Consider the following 12,729-nt stretch of genomic DNA (forward strand, 5'->3'; position numbering starts at 1 on the left):
GATGGTCAGGAGTGGGTTATTGCAACTGGTTATTGCCTATTGTAAAGAAGATTAAACCACTGGCGAGCTTGCCGGTAGTGTATTAGCTTATGCCCAGAGCATTTAATAAATTGTAGGGATATAAACATGAACAAGGCATCCGTTGTATTTTCCGGCCTGCTGATGGCCGCTTCAGCCAGCGCTATTGCTGCCACCTCTTCCGAAGACACCGATATCAGCAAGCAACCGCTGGAAAAGGTCGCCCCTTATCCTAAAGCCGAGAAGGGCATGAACCGCCAGGTGATTTACCTGCCGAAGCAGGAACACGAAGAGAACTTCAAGGTTGAACTGCTGATTGGCAAAACGCTGGAAGTGGACTGCAACCGCCACATGATTGGCGGCACGTTGGAAACCAAAACCCTTTCCGGTTGGGGTTACGACTACCTGGTGGTGGAAAAACTGTCTGAGCCGGCTTCCACCATGATGGCTTGCCAGGACAATACCAAGCAGCAGAAATTTATCGCTGCCAACCTGGGTGACGCTGCCATGCAACGTTACAACAGCCGCCTGCCAATCGTGGTCTACGTACCGAAAGACGTGGAAGTGAAATACCGCGTGTGGAAAGCCGAAGACACCGTGAGCAAAGCAGAGCAGAAGTAATGCCGAGGTGTGCTAACCATTAGCACGGCTAAGTTATTACTCGAAAATGAACCCGTTTGGAGAGTGCATTGCGCCGTTGGCCATTGCCCCTCGGACGGGTTTTTTTTTGTATATCGCACCGTGGCGTGAAGCAATAGAAAACGGCAGTAAAAGTCTGTAGTTTTGCGTGTATTCCGATAAAGGCTGAAGGATTAAAATGTCAGCTTTATATACGCAACAATAAAATTCACCTGATGGGCAACAATGACAAAATTAATTGAATTTAGCGCCATTACTGAAGCAGCAGAACGGCTCAACGGGAAAGTTATTCGTACCGCCACTATTCCAGGACCAAAACTGACTGAAAAACTACAGAGACCGGTTTTTCTGAAACTTGAAAATACTCAGCTGGGAGGGTCTTTTAAAGCCAGGGGCGTGCTTAACAAGTTTTTGAGCTTGGCGGACGATGTTAAAGATAACCGGTTTGTGGCGGTGAGCGGCGGTAATTTTGGCATTGCGATAGCCGAGGCGGCGAAAATCTTTGGGGCTGATGTCACTATTATTATGCCGAAAAGTGCCCCGGTAACCGCCATTGACCGGGTTGGTGAACTGGGCAGCTCTGTGGTCGTGGAATCTGATGTTCACGCCGCGTTTGAGCGGGCTAAGGCTTTGGCTGACCAGGGATACCTAGTCATTGATGATTGCAACGACTCGCTGATCGCCGAAGGACACGGAACCCTGGCACTTGAGTTCATTGCCGACTGTCCGGAACTTACCGACGTCCTGGTTGCGGTGGGGGGCGGCGGTATGCTGGCTGGTGTGGCTACTGCGCTAAAAGCCATAAAGCCAGAGATTAGAATTTGGGGGGTTGAAACCGCTGGGGCAAGTTCGATGCACCAGGCATTGCGCGCCGGAAAACCGGTGAACATTGAGGTGACTTCAATTATCTCTACCCTCGGTGTGCCTGTCATTGATGAAATGATGCTGGCCCATGCTCAAGCTTATATCGAGGAAGTGGTAGTGGTATCGGATAAGGCCGCGATAGAGGGAATGCTGGCCTTTGGCGAAGATGCAAAATTATGGGTTGAACTGGCGTCTGGAACGTTGATACCTGCGGCTATGACCATTGCTCCCAAGCTTCCCGCTAACGCCGTCATTGGGATCGTAGTGTGCGGTGGAAATATCTCCCATCAGGACATGTCGAAATGGGTTAGCTACTCGCAAACCCTGTGATTTTTCTCCTGCAGAGTTTATTCAGGCAATAAAAAAACCGCTTCCTCATAGCAACAATAAAATCAATAACCTATTGTTTTTACAATAGGTTGTTATGACGGTGTGGGGTGAGGAAATATGGGGATTGCCAACCTATGCCGCCACTTTGTCGCCACTTGGCATGGTCGCTAGCGGGTTGAATTGCAGGGCTGTTTCGAGGTGTTCCGGCGCAAGGTCATCTTGATTTCATAGTGCCCAAGGATACGTTGTAGAACCAGGATATTAGCCATGCATGCATTAGGTGCATGAATTTGCATGATGATCCGGTGTGACATTTACCCCCGCAGCGCCAGCACTGGCGAGGATCGCACCGGATCATGCAACTGCATTAAAAGCGACACATGAAGCGGGCAGGGATAGCATTGCGCGCTTCGACAGTAATCAGCAGTAGGGGATTTATAATCAGATTGTGAATAGATGTTTTCAAATTAATAACAAAAAGAAACTATTTTTTTGTTAAATTTTCTCTTGTTAATTGTCTTTTTTAGCCTTGCACAGGATGACATCTAAAATACCACTTATTTGGTATTTATTTATATGGCCTATAATGAATGAAAATTTAATGTTGGATGTGAAATTATGGTTGGTTGAAGTTAAATTTTAATTAAAAAGCTATAAAAAATAATAACTTAATTGTGATTTAGATTCTGAAAAAAAAATAAAATGTTATAATATAACAAAAAAAACTTGAAACCGGAGTCTTGATGTTTTAATTTTTATTTAGTTGTTTTGTTTTGGTTACATATATATCGGAAATTCCGATGCTTCTATAAGGATATACTATGCGTTTTACTCCTATCTTGCTTGCGACAATGCTGAGTGCATGTAGTTTTAGTTTTCTTAAGTTTGATAATGAACCTGTTGTTAAGGCTACATATGCAGCAGGTGCGACAAAAGAATCAATTATTGCGGCAGGAGGTAAACCTGAGAGTGAGGTAAATATTCCAGAAATTTCTGGTACTTGTGTAAACTATACTTTGCGTAAGGATGGGGAGACAATGCCATTTTATGTCGCATTTGATAAAAGTGGAAAACCCACACACTACAGCTATGTGACTTGTGCAGAAGCAAAACGACTTGGTGTTTTTAAGAAGGGTGAAAATAAATGATTTTTTACTATTCTGATTATGATAAGTAAATTTTATTATAACATGCACATATGAATATATTGCATGCTTTATGTGTTTTTTTAATTGTGTGATTGTCTTTAATAACAATCACACAATTGGTAATGATTTATTTATGGTGAGCGTTTTATAATGGTTAGAATTGTTGGTATTACATTTTTTTCTCTATTGTTGTGTGGCTGTAGCGCAAACTCTTTAAATTCTAATGCAAAAAGTGTAAGAGTTACAAATAGTGAGCCAAGAGAGAATTGTAAGTTTATTGATCAGGTTACTGGTAGCCAGGGTAACTACTTTACTGGTGGCTGGACATCTAATAAAAACCTTGAGCAAGGTGCAATAAATGACCTCAGAAATGAGACGGCAAAAATTGGGGGGGATACAGTTGTAATCCTTACTCAACGATCTGGTCAGACTGGCTCATCTTACATTGGTTCAGGTAGTAGTCAGCAGACAAATGTTATCGTGACTGGTTCCGCCTATAATTGTCAGTAGAGTATATTAAAAAAACTTAATGAATAATTCTGCAAGGTAAAATGTGTTTGTTTGGAGGTAGGATGCTCTATTTCGTGTTTGCAGTTGCTATAAGTTATTTCCTGTTAAGCGTGGTGTTGTTTTTTAGCGTTATATGCGCTGAGAGATTATTCAGTTTGGGGTGTTAAATTGTAAGAATATTTTTATTAAAACTGCTGATTTGTCATCATTTAATAGTGAAACCCCATTATTCAAAAAATAACCTATAAACGTAATTATTTCAAAGAATGTTTTTAAACCTCTTCTTGGCTATGCAAGTAACCAAGAAGAGGTTTTTATTAATAACCTGCTGCTTTATTTGCCGCCTTAATTCTTTTGTTCATTACCTCTTTGTCGTTTTTATCCTTTGCTTGCATGATGCCTCCAGCAGCATTTATCCAGTCACTGCTGGAACAACCAGACAAAAAAACATCATTGTTACAAATATAATTACCCTCATATTACCTCTATTTGTTTTAACTGGAAAAATGATGCCTTAGAATATCGTAAGGGATGAATCTAGAGTTTGATGTTATATCATAGCTTTAGGTATTTAAGTGTTTCAAGTTAAAATTTATCAATTTTAATTTTTATAATGCTTGATGTTTTAATTTTTGGGATTTTTATTATTTCCCTGGGTTTGGTTTAATTATCCTTTAGCGTTATGAATGGCAATTATGCGTTAATTACATCTAAATTAGTTTGATGTTAATGAGAATGGGGTGAAGTTGACTACATCCGTTCCTAACCATGCATTTATCTCTTTTATTCTTTCTTGCATGGGGGTTAGTTCATTACGAACATCACCCCGGAAACGCCGGTCAAGGTCAGCGGGTTTAAAGCAGTGATCGACGCGCAGGATTGGATAGTGAGTAAAGCCACGCACAGCCTGAGCAACAGCGGCTTTACCACAACGCTAGAGTTTGAGGTTTTGCTTTCTGATGTGACTTATGAAGTCTCGTAATGTGAATTATTGTTTGTAAATTCACTTAAAGGTTGTTTTGTTCTCGATCGGGGAGGGTATTATCGCGACAATTGAGAGATTAAGAAAGGGATATCAATATGATGCATTGCCCGCTTTGCCGAACAGCCGCCCATGCCGCTATCTGAGTGAAAACACGAAAGAGCGCTACCATCAGTGCCAAAACATAAATTGCAGTTGCACTTTCGTGACGCTGGAATCTATTCAACGACAGATTGTGTCACCGGGTAAAATTGATATTGCTCCACCGCATCCAACAAGGAGCAAGCAGGGGTCACTTTGGATTTAACAAGAAGCCTGCGGAAGCAGGTTTTTTTGTGCCCGCAAAACGGCTGTCGCCACTTTGCCGCCATCGGGCAATGCTATGGTATGTAACCTGCTGTTTTATATGTTTATAATTTCATGGCAATAAAAAACCCGCTAGTCTTGAACCTAAATAGGCGGGACTAACGGGCTCCACAAAATGGGGACATCAAAGAAAAGCAGTGGCACTAATTAAGACTACCCCCCGAAAGGAAAGTTCTCATCGGGGATAAAAATTTCAAAATATTTTTGCCACTGATTCATCTTCATTGCTTATCGGTTAGCCGAGGATCCCCGGCCACAACACCACTATCAACGAACCCGCCAGGGTTAACAATACGTTAGCGATGGCGTAGGTGCCGGCATAACCCAGCGCCGGAATGTTACTGCGCGCGGTATCGCTGATAATTTCCATCGCCGGCGCGCAGGTACGGGCCCCCATAATCGCGCCGAACAGCAGGGCGCGGTTCATGCGCAGCACGTAGGCACCGAACAGGAAACAAATCACCACGGGTACCAGGCTGACGATTAACCCGGCGATCAGCATCTGGCCGCCAACGGCTCCCAGACTGTTACCGATGCCGGCACCGGCGCTCAGACCGACGCCGGCCATAAAGACCATCAGGCCGAACTCTTTGACCATGTTCAGCGCACCCTGCGGAATGTAGCCGAAGGTCGGGTGGTTGGCGCGCAGGAAGCCGAGCATGATACCGGCCATCAGCAAACCGGCGGCGTTACCGATACCGAACGAGAAATTGCTGAACTGAATGGTGATCTGGCCAATCAATAGCCCGATGATAAAGAAGGCGCAGAATGCCAGCAGGTCGGTCACCTGGCTGTGGATCGAAATAAAGCCAATCTTCTCCGCCACGCTTTTCACCCGGCGGGCGTCGCCGCTGACCTGCAGCACATCGCCTTTATTGAGCACAATGCTGTCGTCGATAGGCATTTCAATCTGACTGCGGATCACCCGGTTGAGGAAGCAGCCGTGATCGGTCAGCTTCAGCTGACTCAGGCGTTTGTTCACCGCATTGCTGTTTTTAACCACGATCTCTTCGGTAACGATGCGCATATCCAGCAGGTCGCGGTCGAATACTTCTTTGCCGTTGCGGAAGCTGGGGTCCAGTCGCGCATGGGCATCGGGATAGCCGACCAGTGAAATTTCATCGCCTACCTGCAATACCGCGTCACCGTCCGGGTTGGCCAAAATACCGTTACGACGGATACGTTCGATATAGCAACCGGTCTGGCGATAGATACCCAGCTCGCGCAGATTTTTGCCATCGGCCCAAGCCACCAGCTCGGGACCAACGCGATAGGCGCGGATGACTGGCAGGTAAACCTTGCGTTGGCTGTCGGTGTCCAGGCCGCGTTCGCGGGCAATCTGTTGGGCGGAGGTGGAAAGGTCCTGGTGTTGCAGCTTGGGCAGGTAGCGCGCGCCGAAAATCAGACTCACCAAACCAATCAGGTAGGTCAGGGCGTAGCCGAGGCTCAGATGATCCTGCGCTGCCAGCAGTGCCGGGCCATTGGTAATGGTATTCCGTAGCGTATCACCGGCGCCCACCAGAACCGGGGTCGAGGTCATTGAGCCTGCGAGCATACCGGCGGTCAGACCGATATCCCAATGGAACAGTTTGCCCAGACCGATGGCGATCACCATCGCGGAACCCACCATCACCAGCGCCAGCATCAGGTAATTTTTGCCGTCGCGGAAAAATATCGAGAAAAAGTTTGGCCCGGCTTCCACGCCAACGCAGAAAATAAACAGCATAAAGCCGAGATTCAGCGCTTCGGTGTTAATGGCGAAGTGTTGTTGACCGAGCAACAGTGAAACCACCAAAACGCCAATGGAATTACCGAGTTGAACGGAGCCCAGACGGACTTTACCGAGGCACAGCCCCAGCGCGAGTACCACGAACAGTAACAGGATGTAGTTACCGTTTAACAAACTAGCGACGTTTATGTTCACGTAGGATAACTTATTGTTTACCAGTAAGTGCTTGATATAGATAAATATAAGATATAAATTCAGTCAAAAAGCGACTTCATAAATAACTAACCAGCGAAAGGCGATTCGAAGCATCGATCGGCGGCGTTTATTCTAGTCGCTATGGCGCGTGACAGCCAGCATAAAGCTGGGTTCATGCCCTGCCGGCAGCATTTAACCCTCTTTAGGCCAAGGAAAAAGTTCAGTTTAGCGTTGTCGGTTTACGACAAGGCGTCACCGGCTTTGTGGTACGGCTGATTTCTACGGTGTGGTAATGAGGTTAAAGGGGGGAGGGGGCATGGCGAGTGAACGGTATTGGTGGGGGATCTTAAGCTGTTTTCTGCTGTTCAGCCTGGTGTATCTGGGCCAGCAGAGTGGGGCATTTGGCAGCACAGATCATGAACATCGGGGGGAGACCGGCCTGTTGCTGTTTGTGATACCCGGCGTGGTCGCCAGCTATCTATCGAGCAAAAAACGCATTCTCTGTCCGTTACTGGGGGCATTGTATGCGCTGCCGCTGTGTCTGATTATCCGTCATTTCTGGCTTACGCCGTCTGCCTCGGTGTGGCAGGAATTGGCTTATGCGACCAGCGCGGTGTTCTGGTGCGTGTTCGGGGCATTACTGGCTCTGTTTGTGCGCAGCCTGTTGCAGGCCTACCTGCAGTGTCATCGTGGCTAACGGCAATAAAAAAGGCGCTATGAGCGCCTTTTTGTCGTTCTGCCTGAAGCTTACTGGAACAGATTCAGGTTTTCTTTGGCATAGGCTTCGAAATCGGTGCAGCCGCCGATGTGTTTCTCATCGAGGAAAATCTGCGGTACGGTTTCTACCGGCTTGCCGACGGTTTTTTCCAGGTCGGCCTTGGTGATGCCTTCAGCGTGGATATCAACATAACGGAAGTTGAAATCGTCACGTTCTTCAGTCAGTTTTTCCGCCAACTCTTTCGCACGGACACAATAAGGACAGCCTGGGCGCCCGAAGATAACTGCAAACATGCAACACTCCTTAGATTGATATTCAATAATTTAATCGCAACTGCAATGACATTCTGTCAGTCGAAAAGACGTAAGCCTGAACATTACCCGCATTGATGGCGCTTACTATGCCCGTTGGGTCGGCGAAAAAAAAGCAGGAATTACCTGTTAATTTGATTCATGTAACCGATTAAGCCGCCGGGGCTGTCGCCGCCGATGGGAATTCACTACACTGGAGACAGGGCTTCTGGAGAAGAAAAATATGCGTTCATTCGGTGACTTACCGCGTTCGGTGCTGGTTTTGGAAGGGCTGGGCATGCTGTTGTTGGTGCTGGCCTATCTGAGTATTCATAGCCACGTTCAATTACCGGGCTGGTTGGCCTCACAGCAGGCGGCGGTGGGGATGATCTTCTTCGGTGTGGCGTTGATGGTTCCCGCGGCGGCGTTTCTGGTTTGGCGAGTGGTGCAGGGGTTTGGCCCATTAATGCGCGGCGGTCAGCCGCCACAGAACGATCGGCACAAGCCTGATATACCTGAAGATAAAAACGACAGTGAGCCGCGTGCCTGAATAATGGCCACCGGAGACATGCCTGCCAGGCAGGTGATTGCCTTTTTGGGGTGACGAGTGAAAATTGCCATTCTTTCGCGCGATGGAACGTTGTACTCATGTAAACGCTTGGTGGAGGCGGCGGAACAGCGCGGCCACAGCATCGAAGTTATCGATCCACTCTCTTGCTATATGAACATCAACCCGGCCGCACCGACTATCCACTACCGCGGCCGCCAATTGGAGCGTTACGACGCGGTGATCCCGCGCATCGGCTCCGCCATTACCTTTTATGGCACTGCAGTGCTGCGCCAGTTTGAACTGTTGGGCAGTTATCCGCTTAATGAGTCGGTGGCGATCACTCGTGCGCGCGACAAGCTGCGTTCGCTGCAGTTGCTGGCGCGGCAGGGGATAGATTTGCCGATCACCGGTTTTGCCCATTCGCCCGACGACACCGGCGATTTGATTGAGCTGGTTGGTGGTGCGCCGCTGGTGGTCAAACTGGTGGAAGGCACGCAGGGTATTGGCGTGGTACTGGCGGAAACTCGCCAGGCGGCAGAAAGCGTGATTGATGCCTTTCGCGGCCTTAACGCCCATATTTTGGTGCAAGAATATATTCGCGAGGCGCAGGGCAGTGATGTGCGCTGTCTGGTGGTGGGGGGCAAGGTGGTGGCAGCGATTGAGCGCCAGGCCAAACCCGGGGAGTTTCGTTCCAATCTGCACCGTGGTGGCACTGCCCGCAGGGTAAGCATCACTGCCAAAGAGCGCGCGATTGCGGTCAAGGCCGCCACCACTCTGGGGCTGGATGTCGCCGGGGTAGATATCCTGCGTGCGGCCCGTGGCCCGCTGGTGATGGAGGTCAATGCTTCACCGGGGTTGGAAGGGGTGGAAAGCACCACCGGGCTGGATATCGCCGGCAGGATGATCGAGTATATTGAGCAGCGCGGCAGGCCGGGGTTCAGGTTGAAATCGGGCGGATAAGTTTGCCGTAAAAAATTCAGCTTTCTGTGGCTGGAGTTGCGTCTTTTTATCGACCATATTTACCCTAATAGCGAATTAAGCCGCATTGATCGTGGCGTAGCTGGGCAATATTCCGTAAGCTATGCGCCTTTTCGCGTTTTGAATATTGTGAGGCTGGTATTATGGATTCACTCATTGTCCCTGATTTGGCGTTGTTGCGACGCTGGCTGGATCAATCGGGCATTTCATTCTTTGAGTGCGATTCTTGTCAGGCGCTGCACCTGCCGCACATGCAAAATTTTGATGGCGTGTTTGATGCCAAGCTCGATCTGGTCGACAACGTGATCCTGTTCTCCGCTCTGGCCGAGGTCAAGCCGACCGCACTGATCCCGCTGGTCGCCGATCTCAGCCAGATCAACGCCAGTTCGCTGACCATCAAGGCGTTTGTTGATATTCAGGACGATAATCTGCCGAAGCTGATCGTCTGCCAGTCGCTGAGCATTGCCGTTGGCGTCACGCTGGAGCAGTTCACCCACTTTATGCAGCAGGGTGAAGAGCAAATCTCGATGGTGATCCTCGAGGCGCGGGCGAACGATCTGCTGTTTATGGGTGATGAAGAAGAGAACACGGCTGCGGCTGACCGCCTGCCAATGCTGCACTGATCCCCTCTGTACATGATGCGTGCCGTCCCTCTGGCGGCATGCTGCCGTTATTCCCTTCCGCAATAATATATTCTGTGTTTTACCCTTTGCTGCCAGATATTCCTCTTCGTTTATGCCGTTAATGGCGTATCACATACAGACAAACTGCATAAAAAATCGATAAAAGCCGGTTTTATCCCCGGAGGCTGGTGCGTTTTGGCAACAGCGGTTATGCTGCTGATTCTGCTAAGGGCTTGCGATTCCCCTGGTGACCATGCGGGCTGGGCAACTGAAAAAGGTGTATGCAATCAACTGCATAGACATTCAATCCGCGGTTGCAATGATTGCGCTCGATCAGGAAAGGTTTTGTATCGTTTGGCGGTACAAGTTCAATTCTATGATTCACCCCTGTTTTGGAGGAAGTTACGGATGGTCACCCTACGTAAAAAGTGGTTATCGGGTGTGGTTGCCGGCCTGCTGATGGCAGCAAGCGTTACGGCGTCAGCCGAGGAAAAAACGCTGCATATCTATAACTGGTCCGACTATATTGCGCCGGACACCTTAGCCAAATTCCAGAAAGAAACCGGCATTAAAGTGGTGTACGACGTCTTTGACTCCAACGAAGTGTTGGAGGGCAAACTGATGGCGGGCAGCACCGGTTATGATCTGGTAGTACCTTCATCCAATTTCCTTGAGCGTCAGTCGAAGGCTGGCATTTTCGAGCCGCTCGACAAGAGCAAGATGCCGAACTACAAAAACCTTGATCCCGAGATGCTGCAACTGGTGGCGCACAATGACAAGGACAACAAGTACGGTATCCCTTATCTGATGGTGACCACCGGCATCGGCTATAACGTCGACAAGGTGAAGGCGGTATTGGGCAAAGACGCACCGGTTGACAGTTGGGATCTGATCCTCAAACCGGAAAATCTCGAGAAGTTGAAAAGCTGCGGCGTTTCCTTCCTGGATGCGCCAAGTGAGGTCTATGCCACCGTGCTGCACTACCTGGGCAAGGATCCCAACAGCACCAACGCGGCAGATTACACCGGTGCGGCCAACGATCTGTTGCTCAAGCTGCGGCCGAACATCCGTTATTTCCACTCTTCCCAGTACATCAACGATTTGGCAAACGGTGATATCTGCGTAGCGATCGGTTGGTCCGGCGACGTGATGCAGGCGGCCAACCGTGCCAAAGAAGCGAAGAACGGCGTGAACGTGGCTTATGCAATCCCGAAAGAGGGGGCGCTGACTTACTTTGACATGTTCGCCATGCCGGCGGATGCCAAAAACAAGGACGCCGCCTACCAGTTCCTGAATTTCCTGATGAAGCCTGACGTAATGGCGGGGATCAGTAACTTTGTGTATTACGCCAACGCGGTGAAGGACTCTACACCGCTGGTCAATGCCGAAGTCCGCAACAATCCGAACGTGTACCCACCGGCCGATCTGCGCGCCAAGCTGTTTACGCTGAACGTGCAGTCGCCGAAGCTGGACCGTGTGATTACCCGCGCCTGGACTAAAGTTAAAAGCGGGAAATGATAGATAGGGGCTCAGCATGCTGAGCCCGGTGTCATACCAGCAGGCGGGTGCTCCCCGCCTGCGTTGCCATTTTGGGCCATGGCAATCGCCGTGGTTTTTTGTACTGTTTGCACCGGAGAGCACCCCGATTGAACGACGTTATCCCTCGTCCTCAAGCCAAGTCGCAGAAGGTCTTCACCCCTCTGCTGGAAATCCGTAACCTCACCAAAACCTTTGACGGCCAAAACGCGGTCGAAGACGTCAGCCTGACCATCTATAAAGGCGAAATATTTGCTTTGCTGGGGCCATCTGGCTGCGGAAAGTCGACGCTGTTGCGCATGCTGGCCGGTTTTGAACAGCCGACGGAAGGGCAGATTGTGCTCGATGGGCAGGACATGTCGCATGTGCCGCCTTACCAGCGACCGATCAATATGATGTTCCAGTCCTACGCGCTGTTCCCGCACATGACGGTAGAGCAAAACATCGCCTTCGGTCTGAAACAGGACAAAATGCCGCGTGCGGAAATCGCCGATCGGGTAGCGGAAATGCTGTCGCTGGTGCACATGCAGGAATTCGCCAAGCGTAAACCGCACCAGCTATCCGGTGGCCAACGCCAGCGGGTGGCACTGGCACGCAGCCTGGCCAAACGGCCGAAATTGCTGCTGCTGGATGAGCCGATGGGCGCACTGGATAAAAAGCTGCGTGACCGCATGCAACTGGAAGTGACGGATATTCTTGAGCGTGTTGGCGTGACCTGCGTGATGGTCACCCATGACCAGGAAGAGGCGATGACCATGGCAGGGCGCATTGCCATCATGAACCGTGGCAAATTTGTACAAATCGGCGAACCGGAAGAGATCTACGAGCATCCGAACAGCCGTTTCAGCGCTGAATTTATCGGTTCGGTCAACGTTTTTGATTGTGTGCTGCAAGAGCGTCATGACGATGGCTTGATCCTGCAAAGTCCCGGTTTGCGCCATGCGATCAAGGTGGACTCCGACGCCTCGGTAGTGGACGGCGTGCCGATCCAGGTCGCGCTGCGGCCGGAAAAAATCATGCTGTGCGAAGAGGTTCCGCAGGACGGTTGCAACTTTGCGGTAGGAGAAGTGGCACATATCGCCTACCTCGGCGACCTGTCTATCTACCATGTGAAGTTGCTCAGCGGCCAGATTATTAGCGCCCAATTGCAAAACGGTCACCGTTTCCGCAAAGGGATGCCGACCTGGGGCGACGAAGTGCGCCTGTGCTGGGAAGCCGACAGCTGTGTCGTGTTGACGGTGTGAGTCGAGAAG

Annotated in this window: 12 protein-coding genes and 4 pseudogenes; 12 read left to right on the plus strand and 4 right to left on the minus strand. The window is 49.6% G+C overall.

What is annotated here, in order from left to right; translation table 11 throughout:
• Positions 1–126: 126 nt before the first annotated feature.
• Positions 127–639: a serine protease inhibitor ecotin gene (gene eco, locus OCH02_RS10485; RefSeq protein ID WP_261431176.1), complete on the plus strand. Its 513-nt coding sequence runs from the start codon at positions 127–129 to the stop codon at positions 637–639.
• Between the two features lie 243 nt (positions 640–882).
• Entirely contained in the window at positions 883–1,851 is a 969-nt protein-coding gene (locus OCH02_RS10490) for a threonine/serine dehydratase (protein ID WP_261431177.1), read from the plus strand.
• Positions 1,852–1,983: 132 nt separating this feature from the next.
• Here the strand turns inward: OCH02_RS10490 and OCH02_RS25485 are convergent.
• Positions 1,984–2,114, minus strand: a pseudogene (locus OCH02_RS25485) (site-specific integrase); the annotation flags it as partial.
• Positions 2,115–2,672: 558 nt separating this feature from the next.
• Here OCH02_RS25485 and OCH02_RS10495 point away from each other — a divergent pair.
• Positions 2,673–2,999: a hypothetical protein gene (locus tag OCH02_RS10495; protein WP_261431178.1), complete on the plus strand. Its 327-nt coding sequence runs from the start codon at positions 2,673–2,675 to the stop codon at positions 2,997–2,999.
• Between the two features lie 150 nt (positions 3,000–3,149).
• Positions 3,150–3,509 carry a DUF4156 domain-containing protein gene (locus OCH02_RS10500; protein WP_261431179.1) on the plus strand — a complete coding sequence of 120 codons (360 nt, stop codon included), beginning with the start codon at positions 3,150–3,152 and terminating at the stop codon, positions 3,507–3,509.
• A 715-nt stretch (positions 3,510–4,224) separates the two neighbouring features.
• Here OCH02_RS10500 and OCH02_RS25435 read toward each other — a convergent pair.
• Positions 4,225–4,329: pseudogene (locus OCH02_RS25435) on the minus strand (Presumed portal vertex protein); the annotation flags it as partial.
• Between OCH02_RS25435 and OCH02_RS10505 the strand changes: the two are divergent.
• Together OCH02_RS10505 and OCH02_RS10510 are read left to right on the plus strand one after the other, a co-directional pair.
• Positions 4,327–4,491: pseudogene (locus OCH02_RS10505) on the plus strand (phage late control D family protein); the annotation flags it as partial. The pseudogenes OCH02_RS25435 and OCH02_RS10505 sit on opposite strands and share 3 nt — an antisense overlap.
• 98 nt (positions 4,492–4,589) lie before the next feature.
• Positions 4,590–4,798: pseudogene (locus OCH02_RS10510) on the plus strand (DNA-binding transcriptional regulator).
• Positions 4,799–5,092: 294 nt separating this feature from the next.
• Here OCH02_RS10510 and OCH02_RS10515 read toward each other — a convergent pair.
• The gene (locus tag OCH02_RS10515) at positions 5,093–6,781 is read right to left on the minus strand and encodes an aspartate:alanine antiporter (protein WP_012006072.1); all 1,689 of its coding nucleotides are present in this window, start codon (positions 6,779–6,781) and stop codon (positions 5,093–5,095) included.
• Positions 6,782–7,097: 316 nt separating this feature from the next.
• Here OCH02_RS10515 and OCH02_RS10520 point away from each other — a divergent pair, with 316 nt between their 5' ends.
• A complete protein-coding gene (locus OCH02_RS10520; protein WP_261431180.1) occupies positions 7,098–7,478 on the plus strand; it encodes an inner membrane protein YbjM in 381 nt (126 codons plus the stop codon).
• Positions 7,479–7,528: 50 nt separating this feature from the next.
• On the opposite strand, the gene OCH02_RS10525 is transcribed toward OCH02_RS10520, so the two are convergent.
• Complete coding sequence (locus OCH02_RS10525; RefSeq protein WP_012006074.1) at positions 7,529–7,792, minus strand: GrxA family glutaredoxin; 264 nt, start codon at positions 7,790–7,792, stop codon at positions 7,529–7,531.
• A gap of 241 nt (positions 7,793–8,033) precedes the next feature.
• On the opposite strand from OCH02_RS10525, the gene OCH02_RS10530 reads away from it, so the two are divergent.
• From OCH02_RS10530 to potG, 5 genes are all read left to right on the plus strand, one after another.
• Positions 8,034–8,339 carry a YbjC family protein gene (locus OCH02_RS10530; protein ID WP_261431181.1) on the plus strand — a complete coding sequence of 102 codons (306 nt, stop codon included), beginning with the start codon at positions 8,034–8,036 and terminating at the stop codon, positions 8,337–8,339.
• Between the two features lie 57 nt (positions 8,340–8,396).
• A complete protein-coding gene (gene rimK, locus OCH02_RS10535) occupies positions 8,397–9,299 on the plus strand; it encodes a 30S ribosomal protein S6--L-glutamate ligase (RefSeq protein WP_261431182.1) in 903 nt (300 codons plus the stop codon).
• A 161-nt stretch (positions 9,300–9,460) separates the two neighbouring features.
• A complete protein-coding gene (locus OCH02_RS10540; RefSeq protein WP_261431183.1) occupies positions 9,461–9,940 on the plus strand; it encodes a YbjN domain-containing protein in 480 nt (159 codons plus the stop codon).
• Positions 9,941–10,348: 408 nt separating this feature from the next.
• On the plus strand, positions 10,349–11,458 hold the full coding sequence (gene potF / locus OCH02_RS10545; RefSeq protein ID WP_261431184.1) for a spermidine/putrescine ABC transporter substrate-binding protein PotF: 1,110 nt from the start codon (positions 10,349–10,351) through the stop codon (positions 11,456–11,458).
• A 128-nt stretch (positions 11,459–11,586) separates the two neighbouring features.
• A complete protein-coding gene (potG, locus tag OCH02_RS10550) occupies positions 11,587–12,720 on the plus strand; it encodes a putrescine ABC transporter ATP-binding subunit PotG (RefSeq protein ID WP_012006079.1) in 1,134 nt (377 codons plus the stop codon).
• Positions 12,721–12,729 lie beyond the last annotated feature (9 nt).

Source organism: Serratia quinivorans (assembly GCF_946227985.1).
Classification (GTDB): domain Bacteria; phylum Pseudomonadota; class Gammaproteobacteria; order Enterobacterales; family Enterobacteriaceae; genus Serratia; species Serratia quinivorans_A.

Coding starts and splice junctions, on each gene's coding strand:
- eco (WP_261431176.1), top strand. CDS start 127: ATGAACAAGGCATCCGTTGTATTTTCCGGCCTGCTGATGGCCGCTTCA.
- OCH02_RS10490 (WP_261431177.1), top strand. CDS start 883: ATGACAAAATTAATTGAATTTAGCGCCATTACTGAAGCAGCAGAACGG.
- OCH02_RS10495 (WP_261431178.1), top strand. CDS start 2,673: ATGCGTTTTACTCCTATCTTGCTTGCGACAATGCTGAGTGCATGTAGT.
- OCH02_RS10500 (WP_261431179.1), top strand. CDS start 3,150: ATGGTTAGAATTGTTGGTATTACATTTTTTTCTCTATTGTTGTGTGGC.
- OCH02_RS10520 (WP_261431180.1), top strand. CDS start 7,098: ATGGCGAGTGAACGGTATTGGTGGGGGATCTTAAGCTGTTTTCTGCTG.
- OCH02_RS10525 (WP_012006074.1), bottom strand. CDS start 7,792: ATGTTTGCAGTTATCTTCGGGCGCCCAGGCTGTCCTTATTGTGTCCGT.
- OCH02_RS10530 (WP_261431181.1), top strand. CDS start 8,034: ATGCGTTCATTCGGTGACTTACCGCGTTCGGTGCTGGTTTTGGAAGGG.
- OCH02_RS10540 (WP_261431183.1), top strand. CDS start 9,461: ATGGATTCACTCATTGTCCCTGATTTGGCGTTGTTGCGACGCTGGCTG.
- potF (WP_261431184.1), top strand. CDS start 10,349: ATGGTCACCCTACGTAAAAAGTGGTTATCGGGTGTGGTTGCCGGCCTG.